The sequence below is a fragment of the Aminobacter aganoensis genome, assembly GCF_014206975.1.
Taxonomy (GTDB): Bacteria; Pseudomonadota; Alphaproteobacteria; order Rhizobiales; family Rhizobiaceae; genus Aminobacter; species Aminobacter aganoensis.
In genome coordinates this window covers 270,878-294,414 of the sequence record NZ_JACHOU010000005.1, presented here as the reverse complement: position 1 = coordinate 294,414, position 23,537 = coordinate 270,878, and the positions used below count along the sequence as shown (strand labels likewise).

At 66.2% G+C, this 23,537-nt stretch carries 24 protein-coding genes; 8 read left to right on the top strand and 16 right to left on the bottom strand.

What is annotated here, in order from left to right:
• Positions 1-39 precede the first annotated feature (39 nt).
• Together GGR00_RS13945 and GGR00_RS13940 are read right to left on the bottom strand one after the other, a co-directional pair.
• Positions 40-1,128: a hypothetical protein gene (locus GGR00_RS13945; RefSeq protein WP_184699726.1), complete on the bottom strand. Its 1,089-nt coding sequence runs from the start codon at positions 1,126-1,128 to the stop codon at positions 40-42.
• Between the two features lie 105 nt (positions 1,129-1,233).
• Positions 1,234-1,848, bottom strand: a complete 615-nt coding sequence (locus GGR00_RS13940) for a thymidine kinase (RefSeq protein ID WP_055970550.1) — start codon at positions 1,846-1,848, stop codon at positions 1,234-1,236.
• Between the two features lie 215 nt (positions 1,849-2,063).
• On the opposite strand from GGR00_RS13940, the gene choX reads away from it, so the two are divergent.
• The 4 genes from choX to GGR00_RS13920 all read left to right on the top strand — a co-directional run bounded on the left by choX (position 2,064) and on the right by GGR00_RS13920 (position 6,305).
• The gene (choX, locus tag GGR00_RS13935) at positions 2,064-2,999 is read left to right on the top strand and encodes a choline ABC transporter substrate-binding protein (RefSeq protein ID WP_184699725.1); all 936 of its coding nucleotides are present in this window, start codon (positions 2,064-2,066) and stop codon (positions 2,997-2,999) included.
• Positions 3,000-3,125: 126 nt separating this feature from the next.
• Positions 3,126-3,980 carry a choline ABC transporter permease subunit gene (gene choW, locus GGR00_RS13930; RefSeq protein WP_055970546.1) on the top strand — a complete coding sequence of 285 codons (855 nt, stop codon included), beginning with the start codon at positions 3,126-3,128 and terminating at the stop codon, positions 3,978-3,980.
• Entirely contained in the window at positions 3,977-5,158 is a 1,182-nt protein-coding gene (gene choV, locus GGR00_RS13925; RefSeq protein ID WP_184699724.1) for a choline ABC transporter ATP-binding protein, read from the top strand. The genes choW and choV overlap by 4 nt, the downstream gene beginning before the upstream one ends.
• A 109-nt stretch (positions 5,159-5,267) precedes the next feature.
• Complete coding sequence (locus tag GGR00_RS13920) at positions 5,268-6,305, top strand: serine hydrolase domain-containing protein (protein ID WP_184699723.1); 1,038 nt, start codon at positions 5,268-5,270, stop codon at positions 6,303-6,305.
• Positions 6,306-6,363: 58 nt separating this feature from the next.
• On the opposite strand, the gene GGR00_RS13915 is transcribed toward GGR00_RS13920, so the two are convergent.
• From GGR00_RS13915 to GGR00_RS13900, 4 genes are all read right to left on the bottom strand, one after another.
• Complete coding sequence (locus tag GGR00_RS13915; RefSeq protein ID WP_184699722.1) at positions 6,364-6,876, bottom strand: hypothetical protein; 513 nt, start codon at positions 6,874-6,876, stop codon at positions 6,364-6,366.
• Positions 6,873-7,232 (bottom strand): hypothetical protein, encoded by a 360-nt coding sequence (locus GGR00_RS13910; protein WP_156381081.1) that lies wholly within the window; start codon positions 7,230-7,232, stop codon positions 6,873-6,875. Before GGR00_RS13910 ends, GGR00_RS13915 begins: the two co-directional genes overlap by 4 nt.
• Before the next feature lie 234 nt (positions 7,233-7,466).
• Positions 7,467-8,417, bottom strand: a complete 951-nt coding sequence (locus GGR00_RS13905) for a helix-turn-helix transcriptional regulator (RefSeq protein ID WP_184699721.1) — start codon at positions 8,415-8,417, stop codon at positions 7,467-7,469.
• 162 nt (positions 8,418-8,579) lie between these two features.
• Entirely contained in the window at positions 8,580-8,933 is a 354-nt protein-coding gene (locus GGR00_RS13900) for a DUF1428 domain-containing protein (RefSeq protein WP_055970644.1), read from the bottom strand.
• A gap of 201 nt (positions 8,934-9,134) precedes the next feature.
• Here GGR00_RS13900 and clpS point away from each other — a divergent pair, with 201 nt between their 5' ends.
• The gene (clpS, locus tag GGR00_RS13895; RefSeq protein WP_055970533.1) at positions 9,135-9,440 is read left to right on the top strand and encodes an ATP-dependent Clp protease adapter ClpS; all 306 of its coding nucleotides are present in this window, start codon (positions 9,135-9,137) and stop codon (positions 9,438-9,440) included.
• 14 nt (positions 9,441-9,454) lie between these two features.
• On the opposite strand, the gene GGR00_RS13890 is transcribed toward clpS, so the two are convergent.
• The 4 genes from GGR00_RS13890 to GGR00_RS13875 are packed head-to-tail and all read right to left on the bottom strand — an operon-like array spanning position 9,455 to position 16,275.
• The gene (locus tag GGR00_RS13890) at positions 9,455-11,536 is read right to left on the bottom strand and encodes a hypothetical protein (RefSeq protein WP_184699720.1); all 2,082 of its coding nucleotides are present in this window, start codon (positions 11,534-11,536) and stop codon (positions 9,455-9,457) included.
• Position 11,537: 1 nt separating this feature from the next.
• Entirely contained in the window at positions 11,538-14,363 is a 2,826-nt protein-coding gene (locus tag GGR00_RS13885; RefSeq protein ID WP_184699719.1) for a DUF4159 domain-containing protein, read from the bottom strand.
• Complete coding sequence (locus GGR00_RS13880; RefSeq protein WP_184699718.1) at positions 14,360-15,274, bottom strand: DUF58 domain-containing protein; 915 nt, start codon at positions 15,272-15,274, stop codon at positions 14,360-14,362. Before GGR00_RS13880 ends, GGR00_RS13885 begins: the two co-directional genes overlap by 4 nt.
• On the bottom strand, positions 15,274-16,275 hold the full coding sequence (locus GGR00_RS13875; protein WP_055970526.1) for an AAA family ATPase: 1,002 nt from the start codon (positions 16,273-16,275) through the stop codon (positions 15,274-15,276). Before GGR00_RS13875 ends, GGR00_RS13880 begins: the two co-directional genes overlap by 1 nt.
• 314 nt (positions 16,276-16,589) lie before the next feature.
• Here GGR00_RS13875 and GGR00_RS13870 point away from each other — a divergent pair, with 314 nt between their 5' ends.
• Genes GGR00_RS13870 through GGR00_RS13860 form a run of 3 tightly spaced genes read left to right on the top strand, consistent with a single transcriptional unit; the run spans position 16,590 to position 19,119 of the window.
• Positions 16,590-17,234 carry a DUF1285 domain-containing protein gene (locus GGR00_RS13870; protein ID WP_184699747.1) on the top strand — a complete coding sequence of 215 codons (645 nt, stop codon included), beginning with the start codon at positions 16,590-16,592 and terminating at the stop codon, positions 17,232-17,234.
• Positions 17,234-17,866: a CoA pyrophosphatase gene (locus tag GGR00_RS13865; protein WP_055970524.1), complete on the top strand. Its 633-nt coding sequence runs from the start codon at positions 17,234-17,236 to the stop codon at positions 17,864-17,866. The genes GGR00_RS13870 and GGR00_RS13865 overlap by 1 nt, the downstream gene beginning before the upstream one ends.
• Entirely contained in the window at positions 17,863-19,119 is a 1,257-nt protein-coding gene (locus GGR00_RS13860) for a CCA tRNA nucleotidyltransferase (protein ID WP_184699717.1), read from the top strand. The genes GGR00_RS13865 and GGR00_RS13860 overlap by 4 nt, the downstream gene beginning before the upstream one ends.
• Here GGR00_RS13860 and GGR00_RS13855 read toward each other — a convergent pair whose 3' ends face one another.
• The 6 genes from GGR00_RS13855 to hemF form a co-directional block, all read right to left on the bottom strand.
• Positions 19,120-19,305, bottom strand: coding sequence for a DUF1059 domain-containing protein (locus tag GGR00_RS13855; RefSeq protein WP_055970520.1), 186 nt, complete (start codon positions 19,303-19,305; stop codon positions 19,120-19,122).
• Positions 19,306-19,549: 244 nt separating this feature from the next.
• Positions 19,550-19,810 carry a DUF1344 domain-containing protein gene (locus tag GGR00_RS13850; RefSeq protein ID WP_055970518.1) on the bottom strand — a complete coding sequence of 87 codons (261 nt, stop codon included), beginning with the start codon at positions 19,808-19,810 and terminating at the stop codon, positions 19,550-19,552.
• 263 nt (positions 19,811-20,073) lie between these two features.
• The gene (locus GGR00_RS13845; RefSeq protein ID WP_184699716.1) at positions 20,074-21,906 is read right to left on the bottom strand and encodes a DEAD/DEAH box helicase; all 1,833 of its coding nucleotides are present in this window, start codon (positions 21,904-21,906) and stop codon (positions 20,074-20,076) included.
• Positions 21,907-22,028: 122 nt separating this feature from the next.
• Positions 22,029-22,292, bottom strand: a complete 264-nt coding sequence (locus GGR00_RS13840; protein ID WP_184699715.1) for a helix-turn-helix domain-containing protein — start codon at positions 22,290-22,292, stop codon at positions 22,029-22,031.
• The gene (locus GGR00_RS13835; protein ID WP_184699714.1) at positions 22,282-22,545 is read right to left on the bottom strand and encodes a BrnT family toxin; all 264 of its coding nucleotides are present in this window, start codon (positions 22,543-22,545) and stop codon (positions 22,282-22,284) included. Before GGR00_RS13835 ends, GGR00_RS13840 begins: the two co-directional genes overlap by 11 nt.
• A gap of 59 nt (positions 22,546-22,604) precedes the next feature.
• Entirely contained in the window at positions 22,605-23,519 is a 915-nt protein-coding gene (gene hemF / locus GGR00_RS13830) for an oxygen-dependent coproporphyrinogen oxidase (protein ID WP_055970513.1), read from the bottom strand.
• Positions 23,520-23,537: the final 18 nt, after the last annotated feature.

Below are 23,537 nucleotides of genomic sequence, written 5' to 3'. Positions count from 1 at the left end.
CGGGTGCGGCAGGGCGCAACACCGTCCATTCTGGCCAGGTTACGACTGCACGTAGTCCGAAGCGTTGTGCTTCTTCAGCACCTCGTCGAAGCGGCGGGCAAACGCGTCGTCGGCCAGCTTCTTGCGGCGCTGGATGTCGGCGGTCGCCACCATGTTCTTCTCGTGCATTTCGAGCAGGTCGCCGATGTGCTTCTGGGCCGCGGCACCGATGCCAGCCATGGTTTCCTCGGCGGTGTTGTCGACCTTCGAGCCCAGCGTGTTGATCTTGTGGGCGACGTCCTGCTGGGCCGCAGTCTTGAGCGAGTCCTCCAGAGCCTTGTAGAGCACGATGCGCTGCTCGGTATCGATGGTCAGCTTGTTGATCAGCGTGTTCTGCGCCGCGATCTGGTTGTTCAGCGAATCGACGAAGGTCTGGAACATCGAGGTGTAGCGCTCGAGCGTCTGGCTTTCGGCCAGCAGTTCCTGCTCCTTGGCCTGCTTTTCGTTGTATTCGGTGGCCAGCTTGGAGCGTTGGGATTCGAGGTCGGTGCGCTCCTTCTGGCTGGTCGACGCCGCGATCTTGTTTTCGATGTCGAGCAGCAGCGGGTTCAACTCCTCGATGCGCTTCTGGATCGCCTCGAGGTTCGACATCGTCGACTTGCGGCGCTCGATCACCTGGGACAGGCTGGTCTCCGAGGTCTTGTAGCGGGCATCGAGCACGTCCTTCTGCGCCTTCAGGATGCCGACGATGGTGTCGGACTTGACCAGGAGTTCCTGCAGGTTGCCGGCCAGCGACATGTTGCGGACGCGGTCGGTGCGCATGCGCTGCTTGCTCGAATCGGAGAAGATGCCGACGAACGTCTCCCAGCCGGTGAAGCTCTTCATGCTTTCGAATTCGGAGCCGAAGACATTGGTGGCGTCTTCCAGGCCGATGATCAGGTCGGCGATGTTGCCTTCCATCACCTTCTGCTGCTTGAGCACGTCCTGGATGCGCGCATTCTCGATGTCGAAATCGGAGGCGCCGATCTTCTCGTCGGTCTTGGCGATCGTGTCGAGCACGGTGCCCGATTGCTCGATCTTGGTCCGCATGTCCTCCACGACCTGCTTGGTCTTGGCGATTTCGGCATCGAAATTCTGCAGCGTTGCCATACGTTCCTCCGGTGTCGAATGCGGGACAGTGGCGCCGAATATATGTGCCGCATCTTGCGATTGAAAGACGCAAGCGCCCGGCGAAAACATTTAAGACGAAGCTACTTAGCCGCGCGATGCAAAACCGATGAAATCATCTGGCTGGGCGCGGCCCATCTCTTCCTCCCAGTGGCGCCGGCACAGGGAAACATAGACATCCTTGCCGATCGCCACCTGTTCGCCCTGGCGCGCCACCTTGCCGTCGGGGCCGAGGCGCACCACCATCGTCGCCTTGCGGCCGCAGCGACAGATGGTGCGCACCTCGCGCAGATCGTCGGCGATGGCGAGCAGGGTGCGCGAGCCGCTGAACAAATTGCCCTGGAAATCGGTGCGCAGACCATAGCACATGACGGGGATGTTCAGCCGGTCGGCCACCCGCGCCAGCTGCCAGACCTGCTCGTCTTCGAGGAACTGCGCCTCGTCGACGAAGATGCAGTGCACGGTCGTATGATCGTGGTGCTCGGCGATGCGGGCGAACAGGTCGTCGCCATTGCGGAACATTTCGGCGCCGGCTTCGAGGCCGATGCGCGACGAGATGTAGCCGGTGTCGCCCTTGCTGTAATGCCCGGCGACGAACAGCATCGTCGTCATGCCGCGCTCGCGGTAGTTGTAGGACGCCTGCAGCAGCATGGTCGTCTTGCCGGCGTTCATAGTGGCATAGTGGAAGTAGAGCTTGGCCATGTGCTTCCTTAAGCCCAAGCCGGCGGGCGCGGGGAGAGGGCAGCTTCGCCATCCACCGCAAAAAACCTTCGCGATGTCGCTGATGGATCAGCCGGCGGCGTCTGTCGCTGCGTCATGTCACTTGAATCCAAAGGAAAATGGTGTTTGGCTCGCGACAAAGACGAACAACAACACTATCGCGTTGCCTTTAAAAATACGAATGGGAGAATCTACATATGTCGCGCATGATAACACTCGCCGCCGCCATCGGCGTGTCGGCGGTCATGACTGCCGGTGCCGCTTATGCGGGGGACGCTGAAAGCTGCAAGAAAGTGCGCCTGTCCGATGTCGGCTGGACCGACATCCAGGCCACCACGGGCGTTGCTTCGGTGCTGCTGACCGCCATGGGCTATGAACCGGAAGTCATCCAGCTCTCGGTGCCGGTCACCTACGCCTCGCTCAAGAACAACGACCTCGACGTCTTCCTTGGCAACTGGATGCCGTCGATGACCGCCGACATCAAGGATTACGCCGCCGAGGGCTCGGTCGAGACCATTGGCGAAAACCTGTCCGGCGCCGGCTACGGCATCGTCGTGCCGAGCTATGTCGCTGAGGGCGGCGTCAAGACGCTGACCGACCTTGGCAAGTTCAAGGACAAGTTCGGCGGCAAGATCTACGGCATCGAAGCCGGCAATGACGGCAACCGCATCATCCTCGACATGATCTCAAAGCCCGAGAACAATCTCGCCGGCTTCGAGCTGGTCGAATCGTCCGAGGCTGGCATGCTGACCCAGGCAGAGCAGTCGATGAAGTCCAATGAATGGATCGCCTTCCTCGGCTGGACGCCGCATCCTGTCATGGGCGCGATGAAGATCGCCTATCTCGACGGCATGGGCGATTCGGGCTTCGGCGCTGCCACCGTCAGCACCAATGTGCGCAAGGGCTACGTCGCCGAGTGCCCGAATGTCGGCAAGTTCCTCGGCAACCTGAAGTTCAACCTGGAGATGGAAGGCACCATGATGGATGCCATCCTCAAGGGCGGCAACGCCAATGACGTTGCCAAGGACTGGCTCAAGGCCAACCCGGATGCGGCAACGCCCTGGCTCGACGGCGTCACCACCTTCGACGGCGGCGATGCTTCGGCTGCGGTGAAGGCGGCGCTGGCCAGCTAAGCCGCGTCCTCGCCGACAAAATGACATGATGAAGGGCAGCCAAGCGAGACAGCTGCCCTTTTTCGTATCACCTTAGGGGAGAAGCATCGGCCCGACCGGTGCCCAAAGCAAAAAGAGAGGGGACAGATGGATCCGGTATCGAGCTTGCTGGCCGCCTACAAGATTCCGATCGGCCTTTGGGGCAAGGCATTCTTCACTTTCCTGACCGACAACTTCAACGCCATCTTCCGCGGCTTTTCCAACGGCCTCAACCTTTTGCTCGACGGGCTGGTCGATGCGCTGCTGCTGTTGCCGCCGGTTGCGGTGGTGGCGCTCATCGCGCTGCTTGCCTGGTATCTCCAGCGCTCGCGGGCCCTGGCGATCGGTGTCGCACTCGGGCTGCTGTTCATCATCAACCAGGGCCTGTGGAAGCAGACGGTCGAGACGCTGGTGCTGGTCGTCGCCGCTGCCGCCGCCTCAATGCTGATCGGCGTGCCGCTCGGCATCTGGGCCGCACACAAGCCCAAGGTCTACCGCGTCATGCTGCCGGTGCTCGACCTGATGCAGACGCTGCCGACCTTCGTCTATCTGATCCCGGTGCTGACCCTGTTCGGCCTCGGCAACGCGCCTGGCCTGATCGTCACCATCATCTTCGTCATCCCGACGGCGGTGCGTCTCACCCATCTCGGCGTCGTCTCGGTGCCGAAGGCCATCATCGAGGCCGGCGAGGCGTTCGGCGCCACCAAGCGGCAGCTGTTGTGGAAAGTCGAGTTGCCGGCGGCGCTGCCGACCATCATGGCGGGGCTGACGCAGTGCATCATGCTGTCGCTGTCGATGGTGGTGTTCGCCGCCCTCATCGGCGCCGGCGGCCTCGGCACCGAGATCAACCGGGCGCTCGGTTCGCGCAAGATCGACCTCGGCCTTGAAGCGGGGCTTGCCATCGTGGTGCTGGCAATCGTGCTCGACCGCATGACCCGTATCGGCGTGGGAGGCAAGAAATGAACATTGCCGTCGATTTCAAGAACGTCGACATCGTCTTCGGTAACGACACCAAGGGTTCGCTCAGTCTGATCGACAGCGGCGCCAGCCGCGCGGAGATCCTGGAAAAGACCGGCAACGTGCTCGGCTGCGCTGGGGCAAACCTCACCGTCAACGAGGGCGAGATCTCGGTGCTGATGGGCCTGTCCGGCTCGGGCAAGTCGACGCTGCTGCGCGCGGTCAACCGGCTCAACTTCGTCTCGCGCGGCCAGGTCATGGTCAAGGACGGCGACAAGATGGTCGACGTCGTGTCCTGCGACGAAGCCACGCTGCGGCGGCTGCGTCAGCATCAGGTCGCCATGGTGTTTCAGCAGTTCGGCCTGCTGCCCTGGCGCACGGTCGAGGAAAATGTCGGTCTCGGCCTCGAACTCGCCGGTATGCCGGAAGCCGAGCGCAAGGCGCGCGTCGGCAAGCAGCTCGACCTCGTCAACCTGACGCCGTGGGCGAAGAAATACGCTCACGAGCTTTCGGGCGGCATGCAGCAGCGCGTAGGCCTGGCGCGTGCCTTCGCCACCGAGGCGCCGATCCTGTTGATGGACGAGCCGTTCTCGGCGCTCGACCCGCTGATCCGCACCAAGCTGCAGGACGAGCTGCTGCAGCTGCAGAAGACGCTGAAGAAGACCATCATTTTCGTTAGCCACGATCTCGAGGAGGCGCTCAAGATCGGCAACACCATCACCATCATGGAGGGCGGGCGCATCGTCCAGTCCGGCCCGCCCGAGGACATCGTGCTCAGGCCCGCCAACGACTATGTCCGCGACTTCATCGCCAATGTGAACCCGCTGTCGGTGCTGACGGCCTGGAACGTCATGCGCGACCGCCGCGATCTCGAAGATGCGGGCGAGGGCTGGCTCTGGCTCGACCGGCGCAAGACGACGCGCTTCAAGATCGACGCGCAGGGTCTCGTCGCCGCCGCCGAGCGCAACGGCAAGCCGGCTGTCTGGATCTCGGTCGACGAGATCGAGAAGTCGTCCGACGAGGCCTCGCACGTCTTCTGGGCCAAGCCGGGCACCTCGCTCAAGCTGGTGATGCTTGCCATGCACCGCTCGCAGACGTCGCCTGTGGCGCTGTTCGACGACCAGTCGCGCTTCGTCGGCGCCATCGGCATCCGCGATGTGCTGAGCGCCGTGCTCAGGCGCTAAAGACCGGACTTGCGCCGGCCTCCACAACGTGGCGGCCGGCGGTCAATTCGGCGTGAGTCAGCCGCGATGCGGATGACTTCACGGCGATGCCGGGATAGGTCATGGCGTCATGAAACGTCGTGCGTTCCTCGCCCTGGCCGGGCTCGCTCCCTTCGCCGCCCCGGCACTTGCGCAGCAGGCGGCCGCGCCGAAGCCGCTGCCGGCGCTGCTCGACGACGCGGCCCGGCTGGAAAACCTCAAGGCCGTCATCGTCGCCCGCGACGGCAAGGTCCTGGCAGAGCGCGGCTATCGCGGCAGCACGCCGGATACCTCCACCAACATCAAGTCCGCCTCGAAGTCGGTGCTCTCGCTGCTGGTCGGCATCGCCATCGACCGCAAGGTGCTGGATGGCGTCGACGAGAAGATCGCGCCGATCCTCGGCCGCGACTTCCCTGAAAACCGTGACCCGCGTCTCGACCAGATCACCGTCGGCAACCTTCTGTCGATGCAGGCGGGGCTCGACCGCACCTCCGGCCCCAATTATGGCCGCTGGGTCGCCAGCGGCAACTGGGTGCGCTTCGTGCTGGCCCGGCCCTTCGTCGACGATCCCGGCGGCGGCATGCTCTATTCCACCGGATCCTCGCACCTGCTCTCGGCCATCCTGACCCGCAAGACCGGCCGCTCGACGCTCGACCTGACCCACGAATGGCTCGCGCCGCTCAAGGGATTCCGCATCGGCGGTTGGGATCGCGACCCGCAGGGCATCTATCTCGGCGGCAACCAGATGGCGATGAGCACACGATCTCTGCATGTCTTCGGCGAGCTCTACCGCAATGGCGGCGCGACGGCGGAAGGCGAGCGGATCGTTTCGTCCGGCTGGATCGAGGAGTCCTGGGTGCCGCGCACCACCTCGGTCTTCAACGGCGACGGCTATGGCTACAGCTGGTTCCTGCGCCGGATCGGCGGCGAGGACGTGCGTTATGCCTGGGGGTTTGGCGGCCAGATGCTCTACATCGCGCCGTCGCTCGGGCTGACCGTCGCCATGACCTCCGACGACGGCGAGGCGTCGGCGCGCACCGGTTATCGCGACGAGCTGCACCAACTGCTCGCCGACGTGATCGCTGCGGTCAGGGACGGCGACGCGTCTCCTGCCGCCACCGAAGGCTGAGGCTCCAGTCGCCCCAGCCCCGGTGTGAGATGGCGGCGTCCGCCAGGAACGCGACCGTTCAGTTGCCCGCGTCTTCGCCCATCACGACATGCAGCAGGTCGGCGTACCGCCGCACGGTGTCGGCGAATTCCTTGCCTTCCTCGCGCAGCGTGGCGATCTCGGCCCATTGCTCGTCGACCATCGCCTGCATTTCCTGTTTTTGCTCTGGCGTCAGCGTCGTGTTGGCCTTGAGCCTGTCGGTCATCTGCTTGAAGCGGCCGGTGAAGGCGTCATCGGGCATCAGCGCGAGATAGCCGCGGAAGGTCTCGCCGAGAACCCGGCGCCAGCTGTCGCGGTCGAAACCCGCCTTTTCGATGAGGCGATCCTGATCCTGGTCGCGGTCGTACGACGCGTCGGCCTCCTCCTCGTCGAAGGCAAAGCTGCCCGCGCTCGGGTAGAGCTCGTTCAACAGCCGGGTCACTTCGCCGGCCTCGTCGTCGGTCAGCGCATTGGCTGGCGAGACGAGGGCGCCAAGCGCGAGGCTCGCGGCCAGCAGGCCGGCCGCAAGATGGCGTGCGATCATCGGCTTCATCCCATGCACTCCGCGTCCATTGCCTTGCCGGCATCGTCCTGCGCCTTGGCCTGCATCAGCGAGCCGCCGACCGAGGCCGCCTGCGCGGCGATGGCGCCGCCGCGGCCAAGGCCGCCGAAGCCGCCGACCATCGACAGCGCCCCGCCGAGCATGGCGGCGTTGGTCTGGGCCTGGGTCGCCTTGCGCATCGCTTCGGCGCAGCGCTGTTCGGCCGTCATCTTGCCGGCCTTGCCCTTGGGTGCGACCTGGGCCGCCGCCTTGGGCGCCCCGGCCGTCTTCGTCGTGCTGGTCGTCGAAGTCGTCTGGCTGCACGCGGCGAGCATGCCGCACAACATCAATGCAATCGCTGTTTTCATGGATCTCTCGATTTCGCTGGAGATGGCGCGAACGTCGTGGAGACGGCCCATGCGCGGACCGCCGACTCTGCCCAGTCGGCGGTCCGGCGCTGGCCGGCCACGCATGCGTTCGAAGAGCGCCCCCGCCCGTCGGATGCATTGGTCCGCCACGGCACTGCTCTACGACGGCGCGGATGGCGCGGTCTTGGCCGGGGACGAACAGATGCGGACTGAGGCGAATCGGTGAAGGCCGAACTACTGGCGGCGGCGCAGGGCTGCGGCCTTGATCTCCTTCGGTGTCGTGCCGAAGCGCTGCCGGAAGACGCGGTTGAAATAGGACAGGTCGCCGAAGCCGGCGTCGAAGGCAATGGCCGAGATGGCCTCCGTACCGCCTTTGTCGAGCGACCGGACGGCGAGGTCGAGCCGGGCATCGCGCAGGAATTCGGAGAAGGTCGAGCCGTCCTGCTCGAACAGCCGTTGGATATAGCGCGGGGTGACGCCCTGGCTCCGGGCTATGGCCGTGACGGTCAGTTCCGGATCGGTCAAATGGCGCAGCACCTCGGCCTTGACAAGTTCCAGCCGCGCAGCCCCCAGGCTGGTGCGCACCGGTTCGGCGGCGGCGTCGGTCGCGCCTTGCACGACGAGGGCCGCGAGATCGTAGAGATGGTTGCCGGCAAGCGTTCGGCCTGCCACTCCGTCCGGTGCTGCGGCGCGCAGCAGGTCGGCATAGCCGGTCAGCAGCGAGGCTCCCACGGCTTGTGCCGGAATGTGGTGGAACGGCTGCATGCGGACACGTGGCGCGATCGCCGCAAGTCGGGCCTCGTTCAGCGACACGACCTTGAGCAGCGTGTTGGGCAGGGCGAAAGCCATCGCGGTGGCTTCGTTGACCAAAGTGATGTCGCCGGCCCTGATCGACAGGGGGGCCTTGCCGGCGATGGCCACCTCATAATCGGTGGTGTGGATGGTCATGAGATAGTCCTGGCGGCCGTCGGCCATCAGGTCCCTTGGGCGCTCGCCGAGCACGGCCGAATAGCAGGCGGTGCCAACCGTCGTTTCGTGGTCGAGGAAATAGGCGGACAGGTCGAAGTCGAAGCTGTCGGCGTCGGCAGGCCGGAAGCGCAGGCCGGCGACATGTCGGGCGACAAAATCGTGCAGATAGGCCAGGCGGTCGCGCGGCGGGACGTCATTGGTCGACAGACGCTGCATCAGGGTGGTTCCGTCTCAAGGCCGCACCCGTTTGCGACTTATACGTGAAATATATGATCAATGCACCATAAACGGGTTGCATCCTTATTCACGGAAGAGTTGTCGCGGTCAACGGGGCGATTGCAGCTTTGCCCTGCAATCGCCCCGTCCTCGTCAAGGCGATCACATCTCAAGGAACGGCTTGAAGCCGCCATAGATCATGCGCTTGCCGTCGAACGGCCAGGACTCCGGCTCGCTCTTCATGCGCGGGTCTTCCATCACCTTCTTGTTGATCTCGTCGCGCTGCTCGCGCGAGCGGTAGACGATCCATGCAAAGACGACCGTCTCGTCTTCGGTGGTCTGAACCGCGCGCGGGAAGGATGTCACCTCGCCATAGGGCACGTCGTCGGCCAGGCATTCGACGTAAGCGGTTGCGCCATGATCCATCCACACCTTGCCGGCGTTCCCGGCGAGGGCCTTGTAGGCCTCGATGTTCTTCTTCGGAACGGCGAGCAGGAATCCATCGACATAGGACATTTCAGTCTCCTCGTTGGTTTGCGACGTCCACAGGACGAACGGCCGGCGCCGATTCCGACATCTGTCGCCCACTTTTCGCAAGGCGCCGGCCTGCCTCTCAATGGCCGGGGCACGCGATGGTTCCGCTCGCACCTGTCCACGGCGTTGCGGAACCGGGCGATCGATCCCATACTGGACGCCCGCGCATGAGGCCCCCTTGCCATGCCCGAAACCACAGCCGCGCCACGCACCAAGACCCGCCTCAAGACCGAGCGGCCGAAGCTGCACAAGGTCATCCTGCTCAACGACGATTTCACCCCGCGCGACTTCGTCGTCACCGTGCTCAAGGGCGAGTTCCACATGTCGGAAGACCAGGCGCATCGGGTGATGATCACCGCCCACCAGCGCGGCGTGTGCGTGGTCGCCGTGTTCACCCGCGACGTCGCCGAGACCAAGGCGACGCGGGCGACGGAGGCAGGGAAGGCCAAGGGCTACCCGCTGCAGTTCACCACCGAGCCGGAGGAGTGAGAAACGGGCGCCGCCTATCGTCCCTCGCGGTACCACATCGAGCCGAGCGCCAGCAGCAGCAGGCCCAGGCCGAGGAAGCCGCCGAACAGCGGCACGCGCGACACCGACTTGAGCACGCTGTCGTCGGTGGTGCGGAAGCCGAGCCAGTCGCGGCCCGAGGCTTCGGCGGTGCCGCGCACCGGCACGACGTTCGGCACGGAGATGCCGCCGGCAATGGCCGAAATGCCCGTTGCCGCCAGCCGGCGCACGTCGCCGCCGGTGGCATCGGTCGCCGGCTTGAGCACGTTCTCGGTCGACACGACGTCGGCGAATTCCGGCGCGTTGACCGGCCCGACATGGGCAAGCGCGGTCAGGTCTCCATTGCCGACCTGGTAGAGGCCGATTTCGCTGGTCTCGACGCTGCCGAGGAATATGCCCGGATCGCTCTTGGTCAACGGCACGTCCAGTGTCTTGCCCGAGGGCGTGATGACACGCGCCGAACCTGCTTCGTCGCGCATGGTCTGGCGCCGGATGTCGAGCACCATGCCGCGTCCGTCGGCGGTCAGGCGCTCTTCTTCGAGCTCCGGCTCCTTCATCAGCCAATGCGCGATGCGGCGATAGAGCGAGACATGCGGGCCGCCGCCCTCATAGCCGCGCGCCCACAGCCAGCCCTGGTCGGACAGGAACATGCCGACACGGCCTTCGCCCTTGCGGTCGAGCAGGAGCAGGGGCCGGTCGTCGGCACCCTTCATCACCACCTCGCCGTCGGGCTGCTCGACGCCGATCTGGCGGAACCAGCGGCTCCAGCGTGGCGGCTCCTGGCCCGAGCCCTCGAGGCCGCGGGTCACGGGGTGGCGCTGGCCGAGTTCGGTCAGGCGCGGGTAGAACGCCTTCTCAATGACGTCGCCATTGGGCATGGCGGGCAGGGCCGAGATCAGCGGCGTGTTGGCGATCGACTGGTCGCCGGCATATTCGGGGCCGGCGGCGATCAGCAGCGCACCGCCCTTTTCGACATATTCGGCGATGTAATCGTAATAGAGGATCGGCAGCACGTCGCGGTGCTGGTAGCGGTCGAAGATGATCAGGTCGAAGTCGTTGATGCGCTCGACGAACAGCTCGCGCGTCGGGAAGGCAATCAGCGACAGTTCGTTGATGGGCGTGCCGTCCTGCTTTTCCGGCGGCCGCAGGATGGTGAAATGCACGAGATCGACGGAAGCGTCGGACTTGAGCAGGTTACGCCAGGTCCGTTCGCCGGCATGCGGTTCGCCCGAGACCAGCAGCACCCGCAGGTTCTCGCGGATGCCATCGACCAAGGCGATGGTGCGGTTGTTGGTGTCGGTCAGCTCGCCATCGACGCGCTCGATCGACAGCTCGACGATGTTGCGGCCGGCGCTCGGGATGGTGATCTGCAGCGGCATTTCCTGGCCGACAAAGGCGCGCTGCACCGAAACCTGCACGCCGTTGATGGAGACGCGCACATCGACGGCGCCAGCCGCGCCGCCGGTGTCGATCACTCGGTAGGTCATGTCGAGCGGCTTGCCGACGATGCCGAAGCGCGGCGCGCTTTCGAAGCGGATGCGGCGGTCGCGCTCGTTCTCCTCGCCGGTGATCAGCGCATGCAGCGGAGCGCTGATCGCAGGCGCGCCTGGCACGTCGTGCACCTGGCCGTCGGTCACCATCACCGCGCCGCCGATGCGCGAGGGCGGCACGTCGCGGAACGCGCTTTCGAGGGCCGCAAACAGGCGTGTCTCGGTGCGGTCGTCGGCGGCGTCGGCGCGGCCGGCCTCGACCACGCGCACCTCGAACTGGCGGAAGCGCGCCAGGCGCTCCTTGAGGCCCTCGACGGCAGCATTGGTCTGGGTCGCGCGCTCGCCGATTTCCTGGCTCTGGCTGCGGTCGACGACGATCGCGACCACGCTCTTCAGCGGTTCGCGCTCCTCGTCGAGGATCACCGGGTTGGCCAGGGCCAGGCCGAGTGCGCCGAGCGCAAGCAATCTCAGCCATCCGCCGCGCTGGCGGAACCACAGTCCGACAAGCGCCAGCAGCGCCAGCGGTACGAGCAGGGCGGCCAGTATCGGCCACGACAACAGGGGCTCGAAGGCGACGGACCAGTTCATGTCACTGCCCCAGCCGTTCGAGCAGCACCGGCACGTGCACCTGGTCGGATTTGTAATTGCCGGTCAGCATGTACATCATGATGTTGACGCCAGCGCGCAGCGCATAGACGCGCTGCATCGGATCGGACGGCACAGTCGGCAGCATCGGCTCGCCATTCTCGTCGACGGCCCAGGCGCCGGCGAAATCATTGGCGGTGATCATGATCGGGGTCACCCCGTCGCCGGTGCGCACCGGGCGGCCTTCGGCGTTCGACGCTTCGAGCGATGCCTCGACCCAGAGCGGGCTGCCGTTGAAGCGGCCGGGAAACTCGGGAAGGATGAAAAACGCCTTGGTCAGCACGTGGTCGGCCGGCACCGGCTCCAGCGGCGGCACGTTGAGATTGGCGAGGATGTCGCGCAGTCGTTCGGTGGCGGGGCTCGCCGAATCGGCGCCGATGCCGTTGGCAAACTGGTCGCGGGTGTCGAAAAGCACCGTGCCGCCCTGTTTCATGTAGGCGTCGACGCGGGCGATGGCTGCCTCGCTCGGCATCGCCGCCGCCGGGTCGATCGGCCAATAGATCAGCGGGTAGAAGGCAAGCTCGTCCTTGGCGATGTCGATGCCCGCTGGTTCGCCCGGCTCCAGCGCGGTCTTCTCGACGAGGAACTTGGTCAGGCCGGTGATGCCGGCCCGGCTGGTCGCGTCGACCGAGGCTTGGCCGGTCAGGACATAGGCGATGCGGGTGCGCGAGATCGCTTCCACGGCTTCGAGGTCGCCGGGCTTGGTGTCATCGGCGCGGGCATGATCGGGCTGGGCAAGCAGCGCGCCGAGGCAAAGCAGCACGGCAGCCGCGGTTCCGGCCGTGCGTGCGCGCCGGGCGCCACGGCGCGAGAACATGCCGCCCATCCACAGGACGGCCAGCGTATCGAGCGCCATCAGTGCCAGGGCTCCCGCCACGAGCGGACCTTTCAAATCGCGCGATTCGTCGAAAGCGTAGCGTATTTCGGTCACCGGTGCCGAGAGCTGAGGCCGTACCAGCGGCGAAAGCGTGCTGTCCGACTTCAGCAGGTTGTGGGCAAGCACGCCTTCTTCGCTGCCATAGAGGCCGGGCGGATTTTCGAGCGTCACGGGCAGGGTGCCCGCGCCGGCGAGCAGCGGGCGGGCATCCGGCGGCGGCGGCACGATGCGGCCCTCCGCCGAGATCATCCGGAAGGGTGCCAGCGACGCCGGCTTGCCTTCGGTGCCGGCGGTGGCCGTGCCCTGGTTGCGCGACAGCTGCACGATGCGGCGCAGCATCTCGACGAAGCTGCCGGAGATCGGCAGGTTCGACCATGTCGCTTGCGGCGCGATGTGGAACAGCACCAGCGTGCCCTTGCCGCGCCGGGCACCGGTCACCAGCGGGGTGCCGTCGGCGAGGTTGGCCCAGGTGCTTTGCGCGAGGTCGGGCGTCGGTTCGGCCAGCACCTGCCGGCTCACCGTCACCTCGTTGGGTGGGGCCAGGTCGCCGAACGGTCCGCTGGCGGGGAAGTCGCTGACCGGCTGTGGCGCCGTCCAGGACAGGGCACCGCCGAGCGAACGCTCGCCGAGCCGCAGCCGCACCGGCAGGAGCTCTTCGTCATTGCCAGCCGCCGCCAGCCGCGAGCCGGCGAAACGCACCAGCGTGCCGCCGTCGTTCAGCCACTTGAGCAGCCTTTCGCGCGCCTGCGGCGGAATGGTGCCGACGTCGGCCATGACGATCATCGCCGGCTTCTGGTCGATCAACTGCGGGATCGCCTCGGCAAGGTCCGAACTCGCCGGCTCGCTGAGGTCGGCAAAGGGTTCGAGCGCGCGCCGGATGTAATAGAGCGGTGCCAGGAGCGGTTGCGAATCGTCTGCATCCGATTGCGACAGCAGTCCGACGCGGCGGCGCTTGGAGCTGTCGTCGAGCACCCGCACCGCGCCGGCCTGGGCCTGGCCATCGAGGGCGATCGAGGCGAAATCGTTGCGCAGTTCGAAGGGCACGGTCATGGTGCCGGTGGCCACCGTCTCGCCCGGGGCGAAGGTCAGTGTGGCGTCGGCGATACGGCGGCCCTTGTCGTCGAAGGCGCCTGCGGTCACCGCACCGGGTGCCGGATCGCCGGGCGCGCGGATCGCGGTCAGGGCGAAGCCTTCCATCTCGTTCTCGGCCGATGTCAGGCCCCTGGCGTCGAGCCGTTCCGGGGACGCCCACAGTACGTTCGGCGGGCTCTGGCCGAACAGGGTGGAAAACGCCTGTTCGTCGCCGGCACTGGCCAGCCCGTCGTCGAGCACGGCCACGCTGGCGCCCGGCAGCGTGGCCAGCACCGTTGCGACACGGGCGTAGACCGGGCCCCTGTCGGTCGGCACCGGCCGCGGTTCGGCGGCGCGCAGCCGGTCGAGTGCCGCCTGGGCGTCGAAGGGGCCGATCTCGGCATTCGGCTTCTCGGCGGTGAAGGCCAGCACCACGGGCTGGCCGTCGGCACCGGCATCGGCAATCAGCCGCTCGGCCGTGGCCGTGCGGCGCTTCCAGTCCGGCGCGCTCGCCCAGCCATTGTCGACGACCAGCGCCAGCGCCGTACCGCCCGTCGGCAGCTTTTCGCGCGGGTTGAAGATCGGTTCGGCCAGCGCCAGAACGACAAGCGCTGCCATCAGCAGCCTGAGCAGCGTCAGCCACCACGGGCTCTGGTGCGGCGTCTCTTCTTTCTTGAACACCTTAGCCAGGATCTTCAGCGGCGGGAATATCTCTGCCTGCGGCTTGGGCGGCGTCAGCCTGAGCAGCCACCAGATGACGGGCAATGCCAGCAGGCCCCACAGGACCGCCGGCGCGCCGAAGGACAGCGGCAGCCAGCTCATCGGCGGCCCCCCGGTCCGTGGCCTTCGGCGGTCAGCGCCAGATGCACATGCACCAGCGCGTCCGAGGCAAGCCGGTCGGTGTGGTTGACCGTGTAGCTCCAGCCCAGCCGCTTGCACCAGGAGGCAAGCTCGTGGCGGCGCGCCGAATAGAGGTTGCGATAATCTTCGGCCAGTTGTTCGGCGCGTCCGGCGGTCAGCTTGTCGCCCGTTTCGGGATCGGTGAACTCGGTCCGTCCGGCATACGGAAAGCTTTCCTCGGCCGGATCGGCGACCTCGATCAGATGGGCGCGGGCACCGTGGCGGGCGAGCGTGTCGAGCCAGGCCATCGTCTCTTCGACCGGGTCGAGGAAGTCGCCGACGATGACGATGTCGGAAAAGCGGCGGATGCCCGACAGATCGGGCTTTGGCGGCGGCGACATCGCCTGCGCCAGATGCGAGCCCAGCCGCTCGGCGCCGTTGCGGGCGCTGAACGGGTCGGTCAGTCCCGGCCAGGCGATGCGCTCGCCGCTGCGCGACAGGAGTTCGGCCAGCGCGAAGATCAGCACCAGCGCGCGCGATTCCTTCGACACCGTCGCGGATTTCGACTTGTAGAGCATCGACGGCGACAGGTCGGCCCACAGCCAGACGGTGTGGGCAGCTTCCCATTCGCGGTCGCGGACATAGGTGTGGTCGTCGCGGGCCGAGCGGCGCCAGTCGATGCGGGCCATCGCCTCGCCCTGGACATAGGGCCGGAACTGCCAGAAATTCTCGCCGATGCCGCGTTTCTTGCGGCCGTGCCAGCCGGCGATCACCGTGTTGACGATGCGGCGGGCCTCGACCAGCAGGTCAGGCACCAGCGATGCGCGCAGCCTGCCGCGGGCAAGCGCATCGCTGGTCGCAACCGGTGCCGATGCCTCGCCGATGCGCGCCATCAGATGTCCTTGACCAGCCGCGCCACCACGTCGCGGACCGTCATGCCTTCGGCACGGGCGGCAAAAGTCAGCGCCATGCGGTGCTGCAGCACCGGTTCGGCCAGCGCGCGGATGTCGTCGATCGACGGTGCGAGGCGGCCGTCATAGAGCGCACGCGCCCTGGCGCACAAAGTCAGCGCCTGGCTGGCGCGCGGGCCGGGACCCCACGACACATGCTTGTCGGTCTCGCCGTGGCCCTGGCCGGGACGGGCCGAGCGGACCAGCTTGAGGATCGCCTCGACCACGCTTTCAGGCACCGGCATGCGCCGGATCAGGTGCTGGATGTCCTTCAGCCGCTCCGGATCGAGCACGTTCTGGGCCTTGGCGTCCTCGATGCCGGTGGTTTCCAGAAGGATGCGGCGCTCCGCCTCGAGTTCGGGATAGAGGATGTCGACCTGCATCAGGAAGCGGTCGAGCTGGGCTTCCGGCAGCGGGTAGGTGCCTTCCTGTTCCAGCGGGTTCTGCGTCGCCAACACATGGAAGGGCGCGGGCAGGTCGTGGCGTTCGCCGGCGACGGTGACGTGATATTCCTGCATCGCCTGCAGCAGGGCCGACTGGGTGCGCGGGCTGGCGCGGTTGATCTCGTCGGCCATCAGGAGTTGCGCGAAGATCGGCCCGGAAATGAAGCGGAAGGAGCGCTTGCCCTGGTCGTCCTGCTCCATCACCTCGGAGCCGAGGATGTCGGACGGCATCAGGTCGGGGGTGAACTGGATGCGCCGCGAATCGAGGCCGAGCACGACACCCAGCGTTTCCACCAGCTTGGTCTTGGCGAGGCCGGGAACGCCGACCAGCAGCGCATGGCCGCCGGCGAGCAGGGCCACCAGCGTGCGCTCGACGACGCTTTCCTGGCCGAAGATGACGCGCCCGACGCCGGCACGGATCTTGGCGATGTCGGCGAGCGCGAGTTCGGCCGCGGCGATCATTTCGCTCTCGCTCATGGTTTCCCTGGTCATCACGCTCATATGGGCCGGATCCTTCTTCTGGCGTCCCGGGACCGTAACCGATTCTCCGGTCGCCGATGCGCAAACTCAAGATGCTACAGCGTGCCTGTCGCGTCCATCCGGACACGCTGCCGCTACGTAAAACTGCCCTGGACTTTTTGCCCTTCGGCCTGCGGCGCCGCCCATCCGAAGCTGGCGCTTGCCACCCAATCCCCTGAGGTCAAACGATCCCGGGCGTCGCGATCTCCATGCCCGCACCTTGGCGCGGTCTTCGCATTGAACTTAAATCACTTGCCTATGCTGACAAGCGCAACAACAGTGACTATTTCGTGACCATGACTGCCGATCTGGACAACAGCCGCGAGGCAAAAAGCGACGACGGACTGGCCCGCGCAAGCGACGCGGCCGGGCTGGAGGCTCTCATCTCGCGCGCTGCCCGCGCCGGCAAGGGCCTGCCGCCGGTGGAACGCTGGAACCCGGATTTCTGCGGCGATCTCGACATGGAGATCCGGCCTGACGGCACCTGGTTCTATCTCGGCACGCCGATCGGCCGCATGCCGCTGGTGCAGCTGTTCTCGACCGTGCTGCGCAAGGACGAAGACGGCCGGACCTACCTCGTCACCCCGGTGGAAAGGGTTGGCATCCGCGTCGTCGATGCGCATTTCGTCGCCGTCGAGATGAACGTCCTGGGCGAGGGCGCCGGACAGGTTCTGACCTTCCGCACCAATGTCGGCGACGTCGTCGAGGCCGGGCCCGAGCATCCGCTGCGCTTCGTCGACGAGCCCGAGACAGGCGGCCTCAAGCCGTATCTGTTGGTGCGCGGGCGGCTGGAAGCGCTGGTCGCGCGTTCGGTGATGTACGAACTCGTCGAGCATGGCGAACGCATCGAGATCGACGGCAAGGACATGTTTGCGGTGCGCTCGAAGGGCGAGGTCTATCCCATGATGCCCTGGGACAGGCTGGAGCGGCTGAGCGCGTGATGGTCCGTTCCCCGGCAGCGCATTATTCGGCGCAGGACTTCCGCCAGCGCGCGGCGCAGGAGCATCTCAACGATGCCGTCGCCGACTATGGCGACCATCTGCTCAATCCCGACATGCGCGAGCTGTTCGTGCATGACAGCTTGCGCGACGCAGCCGTGCTGATCCCGGTGGTCGACCATGGCGACGCTTCGACCATCATCCTCACCAAGCGGGCGGAAAAGCTGAAGAGCCACTCCGGCCAGATCGCCTTTCCCGGCGGCCGCATCGATCCCGACGACGTCTCGCCGGAGGCTGCGGCGTTGCGCGAGACCCTGGAGGAAATCGGGCTAACCTCCGATTACATCGACATTATCGGCCGGCTTCCAGACTACGTCACCGGCAGCGGCTATCGCATCGCCCCGGTTCTCGGCGTCGTCCGCCCCGGGTTCCTTCTCACCCTCAACGCGGACGAGGTCGACGACGTCTTCGAGGTGCCGCTGGGGTTCCTGATGGATCCGGCCAACCACGACCGCGCCAGCCGGACCTGGCAGGACAGGGAACGCTTCTTCTACGCCATGCCCTATGAGGAACGTTACATCTGGGGCGTCACCGCCGGCATCATCCGCGCGCTCTACGAAAGGCTCTACACATGAGCTCCACGATCGCCGGAGCCGCCTGGCTCGATGACGCGCAGCTGCAGAAGCTGCTGGCTGTCCTGAACGCCGACGGCGAAGAGGTGCGCATCGCCGGCGGCGCCGTACGCAACGCATTGCTCGGCGAGGCCGTCGCGGATGTCGACATCGCCACCACCAACTTGCCCGAAGAGACGGTGCGCCGGGCCGAGGCGGCCGGCTTCAAGACCGTACCCACCGGGGCCGAGCACGGCACCATCACGGTCATATCGGGCGGCAAGCCGTTCGAGGTCACCACGCTGCGTGCCGATGTCGAGACAGACGGCCGCCGCGCCAAGGTCGTCTTCGGCCGTGACTGGAAGCGTGACGCCGAGCGGCGCGACTTCACCATCAACGCGCTCTACGCCAATGCCGACGGCAGCGTGGTCGACCTGGTCGGCGGCCTTGCCGACCTGGAAAGCCGCACGCTGCGTTTCATCGGCGATGCCGAAACCCGCATCCGCGAGGACTACCTGCGCATCCTGCGCTTCTTCCGCTTCTTCGCCTGGTACGGCAAGGGCCGCCCGGATGCCGAGGGGCTGAAGGCCTGCGCGCGGCTGAAAGATGGGATTTCCCGGCTTTCGGCCGAGCGGGTCTGGTCGGAACTGAAGCGCCTGCTTGCCGCCCCGGATCCTTCGCGCGCCCTGCTGTGGATGCGGCAGGCCGGCGTGCTGACCGCGGTGCTGCCGGAAAGCGAGAAGTGGGGCATCGACGCCATCCATGCGCTGGTCCGGGCTGAGGGCGATCTCGGCTGGGCCGCCGATCCGTTGTTGCGCCTGTCTTCGATCGTGCCGCCGGACGCGGCGCGCATGACGGCGCTCGGCGAGCGGCTGCGGCTGTCCAATGCCGACACCGACAGGCTGGTGCAGTGGGCGGCGACCGCGAAGGTTGAGCCGGCGACGACCGAAGGCGATCTGGCCAGGCGGCTCTATCGCGGCGACGTCGAGGGCATCCGCGACCGCCTGCGCCTCGATCTCGCCTCGGCGCGCGGCCGCGCCGAGCAGGACGACAAGGCGCTGATCGAGGCCGGCGGTTACTTCCGCCTTCTGGCATTCGCCGACAGGTGGCAGAAGCCCGATTTCCCGCTGCGTGGCGGCGATCTGGCATCGCTCGGCGTCGAGGGCCCCGCCCTTGGCGCGCTGCTCAAGACGTTGGAAACGGAGTGGGTCGACAGCGGCTTTTCGCTGGAGCGCGACGCGCTGCTCGAGCGCGCCGCTGCAAGGCTCAAGGCCTGATCAGGCCGCGTCGCGGACCTTCTCGATGCGCGAGCGGATCGCTTCGATCATCGTCTCGCGGATGATGGTTTCGCCATGCGTCTCGCGCAGGTGTTCGGCGACGCGGCGCATGATCTCAGCTTCGTCCTCGTGGCGCGTGTGCCACTGGCAGCCGGGGACAAGTGACCCGCATTGAAATTCCTTCATCGGATGTCTCCTTCCTCGTCCGGTTTCGGGGATGAACTATAACATGCAATCCGGTGATTTGGTTGCGCGGGGCTTGGGCCAGCGCGAAATTTGCCTGATGCAGGGGCTGTGAGGGGCGGAAACCGGAATCATTGCAAATGCTTGCGCCGGCTTGCTGAAAAACCGATTCCGCACGGAGCCCTCCGAAACGAAAGAAGGGCGAAACCTTGGTTCCGCCCTTCTGGAAATCAATCGCGAAGCCGCGCTACTTCATGATCTTCACGGCTTCGGCGACCTTGTTCTTGCCGCTCATGTCCCAGGAGATCGACACCTTCTCGCCTGCCTTCAGGCCGGGGTCCTTGAACTTCTTGGGCAGCACGAAGGACGAGCCGTCGGCCAGGGTCAGGCTCATTGCCTTGGCATCGAAGGTCTTGATCGTGCCGTCCGTATGCTGGACGGCGGCGAAGGCTACGGCAGAGGTTGCGAGAATGGCAGCAGCGGCTGCCGGAACAAGAAGCTTGCGCATGGCATGCTCTCCGACGAATGCGGGCGCCCGATGGGCTTACCCACCTTTGTGAAGGGCCGTCCGGTCACGTCGCGTCGCGGTTCGAACCGCCGGCGTTTCCCGGCCCCGGCGATAGAAATAGACCTGTCTTGCCGGGGAAATATTAGACGAAAAACATATTTCGAAACGGTGGCTTAGCCACAATCGACGCCAGATTTTCACTTTGTGGCATCGATTGTGGCAAAGGCTGATGCAGCCAAAAGCCGCAGGTCGTCGGGCCGCCCTTACTCGCCGAACTTCTTCTTCGGCTTGTACTTCTTGGCCGCGCCGGCGCCCGCCGGCTTGCCGTAAGCGGGCTTGTCGAAGGCAGGCTTGTCGCCGGAGCGTTTTTCGAAAGGCTTCTTCTCGTAGGGCTTCTTTTCGAAACCCTTCTTCTTGAAGGGCGGCTTGTCGGAAGGATCGTACTGGCCCTTGCGGTGCTGCTTCTTCGGCTTTGCGCCATGGTCGGGGGCGGGGGCGCTGCCGGTCCGGGTGATGGTCACGCCCTTTTCGCCGGTGCCCTGTTCCTCAACCGCCGCGGCAAAGGCGTCCGCGCGCTCGGCGATGATCTCGAAATGCGAATCGTTCTCGAAGATGCGGATCGAGCCGATTTCGCGCTTGGTCACGCGGCCGGCCTTGCAGATCAGCGGCAGCAGCCAGCGCGGTTCGGCGCGGTGCTTGCGGCCGACCGAGACGGCGAACCAGACGCCGCTTTCGAAGCGGTTGTCGGGACGTTCGGCCTTGGCCGCGTCGAAGGCAGGCATCGGGCGGTCGGACAGTTCTTCCGCCGCCGGGCGCGAGGCCATCTGCTGGCGCAGCCAGGCAAGGGCGATCGTCTCTGCCGAATGGGCGGCGAGGATCTCGGCGACCTGTGCGGCCTCGTCCTCGGCGGGGGCCTCGGCGCTGGCGAGTTCGGCCAGCATGCGCTCGCGGTTGCGGGCGTCGATCTCGGCCGGTCCCGGAGCCGACTGGGTCGTCGCCTCGAGCTTTGCCAGCTTGAGCAGGCGGGCGGCGCTGCCGCGGCGATGGAACGGCACGATCAGCACGCAGACGCCCTTGCGGCCGGCGCGGCCGGTGCGGCCCGAGCGGTGCAGCAGCGTGTCCGGATTGGTCGGCAGGTCGGCGTGGATGACCAGGTCGAGATTGGGCAGGTCGATGCCGCGGGCGGCGACGTCGGTCGCCACGCAGACGCGGGCACGGCCGTCGCGCATCGCCTGCAGTGCGTTGTTGCGCTCGGCCTGGCTCAGTTCGCCCGACAGCGCAACGACGGCAAAGCCGCGATTGGCGAGCCGGGCCGAGAAATGCTTGACCGCTTCACGCGTCGCGCAGAACACCATGGTGCTGCGCGCGTCGAAATAGAGCAGCGTGTTGATGATGGCGTTCTCGCGCTCGGGCGGCGCCACGAGCACGGAACGGTATTCGATGTCGTCGTGCTGGCGGCTCTCGCCGGCGGCGGTGATGCGCAGCGCGTTGCGCTGGAAGCGCTTCGCCATCTGGGCGATCTGCGGCGGAACGGTTGCCGAAAACAGCAGCGTGCGGCGCTCCTGCGGCGCTGCCGCCAGGATGAACTCGAGGTCTTCGCGGAAGCCGAGGTCGAGCATTTCGTCGGCTTCGTCGAGCACGACTGCGCGCAGGCCAGAGATGTCGAGCGAACCGCGGGTGATGTGGTCGCGCAGGCGGCCCGGCGTGCCGACGACGATGTCGGCGCCTTCATCGAGCGCGCGGCGCTCCTTGCGCATGTCCATGCCGCCGACGCAGGACGCGATGCGGGCGCCGGTCGCGGCGTAGAGCCATTCGAATTCGCGGCGGACCTGGATGGCGAGCTCGCGGGTCGGCGCGATGATGACGGCGCTTGGCGCTGCCCCTGGCGTGAAACGCTCGCGGCCGTCCAGCAGGGTGGGGGCGATGGCAATGCCGAAGGCCACGGTCTTGCCCGAGCCGGTCTGCGCCGAGACCAGGAGGTCGACGCCGTCGGCCTCGGGGGCCAGCACGGAGGTTTGCACCGGGGTCAGCGTTTCGTAGCCACGCGCGGCGAGCGCCCCGGCCAGCGCCGGAACCATGTTGTCGAAAATCGTCACGAAAGTCTTCCAATGAGAGCGAGGCCCGTCACAGCGGGACGAGGGCCAAGGAAAGCGCGCTCTCTAAAGCTTTGCCGCCCGCACGTCAATGCGACGGCGGGCAAGGCAGCCATGCAACGCGCTCAAGCCGCGTTGCGCCGCATCATGCGCGCCCGCATCTCCTGCGGGTCGTCATGGATCAGGTCGATCAGGGTCCTTGCGACGGCATCCGGTTCGGTGCGCCGCTGTTCCCAGTTTTGCAGCGTGGTGACAGGTATGCCGAGCAGGGCGGCAAAGTCGCCCTGGCTCATGTCCAGCAGCCCGCGCACGAGCTTCAACTTGGCAGCCGCATCGAGCGGGCGTGTCCGTTCCTCGGTCCAATCGGGATTGTCGATGTCATCGACCATATCTTGAAATCTCCCGGTCGTTGGCCTTCCTCAGCGAGATGATGTGAACGGCCGTGTCTCGCATCGTAAACACGCAAACGTAGAGCCGCGCCTCGACATGGCCGAAGGTGACGAAGCGATCCTCACCATAGTCGTGCCGGTCATCCAGGAAAGTGGCGACCTTGTTGCGGATCACCTCCGCCCCGAGCGCCAGCGAGAAACCTCGCTCGGCCCGGGTCCATTCGTCCTTGGCCGGATCGAACGAAATCTTCATGCAGCATCCGTCAGCTGCCGTCTTTGTACGCTATCAGCGTAGTTTGCGCAATCCGGCGTTTACGGCCACCTGACCTCGGGCGGCATGCTCGACAGGATCGAGGCGATGTTGCCGCCGGTCTTGAGGCCGAAGATCGTGCCGCGGTCGTAGAGCAGGTTGAACTCGACATAGCGGCCGCGGCGCACCAGCTGCTCGTCGCGGTCGCCGTCGGTCCAGTTGGTGTTGAAGTTCTGGCGCACGAGATGCTGGTAGGCGACGAGGAAGGCGCGGCCGACATCCTGGACGAAGCGGAAGTCGGCGTCCCAGCCGCCCTTTTCCTCCGGCGAATGCTGCCAGTCGAAGAAAATGCCGCCGGTGCCGCGCGGCTCGTTGCGGTGCGGCAGGAAGAAATACTCGTCGCACCAGTCCTTGTATTTGCCGTAGTCGGCAACGCCGGGGTGCTTGGCGCAGGCGAACTGCATCGCCTTGTGGAAGGCGACGGTATCGGCGTCTTCCTGAGTGCGCCGGCGATCGAGCACCGGGGTCAGGTCGGCGCCGCCGCCGAACCACCAGCGCGAGGTCGCGACCATGCGGGTGTTCATGTGCACGGCCGGCACGTTGGGGTTTTGCGGGTGTGCGATCAGCGAAATGCCGGAGGCCCAGAAGCGCGGGTCTTCCTCGGCGCCCGGCATCTGCTTGCGGAACTCGGGCGAAAACTCGCCATGGACAGTCGAGGTGTGCACGCCGACCTTCTCGAACACCCGGCCATGCATCATCGACATGATGCCGCCGCCGCCCTTGCCCTCGTCGCGCTGCCAGGGCGTGCGCTCGAAGCGACCCGGCGCCCAGGAGGCCAGCGGTCCCTCGACCTGGTCCTCCAGCGCCTCGAAGGCGAGGCAGATGCGATCGCGCAGCTCTTCGAACCAGGCGCGGGCGCGCGCCTTCCTGTCTTCGATGTCGGCCGGCAGTCCAGCCGGAATTTCGGGACGCTGCAATTTAGGCTCCGCACAAAT

Excerpts from the sequence above, each read along its gene's own strand:
- GGR00_RS13855 (WP_055970520.1), bottom strand. The coding sequence starts at position 19,305 with ATGAAGGAATTTCAATGCGGGTCACTTGTCCCCGGCTGCCAGTGGCAC.
- GGR00_RS13910 (WP_156381081.1), bottom strand. The coding sequence starts at position 7,232 with ATGAAAACAGCGATTGCATTGATGTTGTGCGGCATGCTCGCCGCGTGC.
- choW (WP_055970546.1), top strand. The coding sequence starts at position 3,126 with ATGGATCCGGTATCGAGCTTGCTGGCCGCCTACAAGATTCCGATCGGC.
- GGR00_RS13900 (WP_055970644.1), bottom strand. The coding sequence starts at position 8,933 with ATGTCCTATGTCGATGGATTCCTGCTCGCCGTTCCGAAGAAGAACATC.
- GGR00_RS13850 (WP_055970518.1), bottom strand. The coding sequence starts at position 19,810 with ATGCGCAAGCTTCTTGTTCCGGCAGCCGCTGCTGCCATTCTCGCAACC.
- clpS (WP_055970533.1), top strand. The coding sequence starts at position 9,135 with ATGCCCGAAACCACAGCCGCGCCACGCACCAAGACCCGCCTCAAGACC.
- GGR00_RS13940 (WP_055970550.1), bottom strand. The coding sequence starts at position 1,848 with ATGGCCAAGCTCTACTTCCACTATGCCACTATGAACGCCGGCAAGACG.
- GGR00_RS13865 (WP_055970524.1), top strand. The coding sequence starts at position 17,234 with ATGGTCCGTTCCCCGGCAGCGCATTATTCGGCGCAGGACTTCCGCCAG.
- GGR00_RS13880 (WP_184699718.1), bottom strand. The coding sequence starts at position 15,274 with ATGGCGCGCATCGGCGAGGCATCGGCACCGGTTGCGACCAGCGATGCG.
- GGR00_RS13875 (WP_055970526.1), bottom strand. The coding sequence starts at position 16,275 with ATGAGCGTGATGACCAGGGAAACCATGAGCGAGAGCGAAATGATCGCC.
- choV (WP_184699724.1), top strand. The coding sequence starts at position 3,977 with ATGAACATTGCCGTCGATTTCAAGAACGTCGACATCGTCTTCGGTAAC.
- GGR00_RS13860 (WP_184699717.1), top strand. The coding sequence starts at position 17,863 with ATGAGCTCCACGATCGCCGGAGCCGCCTGGCTCGATGACGCGCAGCTG.
- GGR00_RS13835 (WP_184699714.1), bottom strand. The coding sequence starts at position 22,545 with ATGAAGATTTCGTTCGATCCGGCCAAGGACGAATGGACCCGGGCCGAG.
- GGR00_RS13905 (WP_184699721.1), bottom strand. The coding sequence starts at position 8,417 with ATGCAGCGTCTGTCGACCAATGACGTCCCGCCGCGCGACCGCCTGGCC.
- GGR00_RS13915 (WP_184699722.1), bottom strand. The coding sequence starts at position 6,876 with ATGAAGCCGATGATCGCACGCCATCTTGCGGCCGGCCTGCTGGCCGCG.
- GGR00_RS13870 (WP_184699747.1), top strand. The coding sequence starts at position 16,590 with ATGACTGCCGATCTGGACAACAGCCGCGAGGCAAAAAGCGACGACGGA.
- GGR00_RS13885 (WP_184699719.1), bottom strand. The coding sequence starts at position 14,363 with ATGAGCTGGCTGCCGCTGTCCTTCGGCGCGCCGGCGGTCCTGTGGGGC.
- choX (WP_184699725.1), top strand. The coding sequence starts at position 2,064 with ATGTCGCGCATGATAACACTCGCCGCCGCCATCGGCGTGTCGGCGGTC.
- GGR00_RS13920 (WP_184699723.1), top strand. The coding sequence starts at position 5,268 with ATGAAACGTCGTGCGTTCCTCGCCCTGGCCGGGCTCGCTCCCTTCGCC.
- GGR00_RS13945 (WP_184699726.1), bottom strand. The coding sequence starts at position 1,128 with ATGGCAACGCTGCAGAATTTCGATGCCGAAATCGCCAAGACCAAGCAG.
- GGR00_RS13840 (WP_184699715.1), bottom strand. The coding sequence starts at position 22,292 with ATGGTCGATGACATCGACAATCCCGATTGGACCGAGGAACGGACACGC.
- GGR00_RS13890 (WP_184699720.1), bottom strand. The coding sequence starts at position 11,536 with ATGAACTGGTCCGTCGCCTTCGAGCCCCTGTTGTCGTGGCCGATACTG.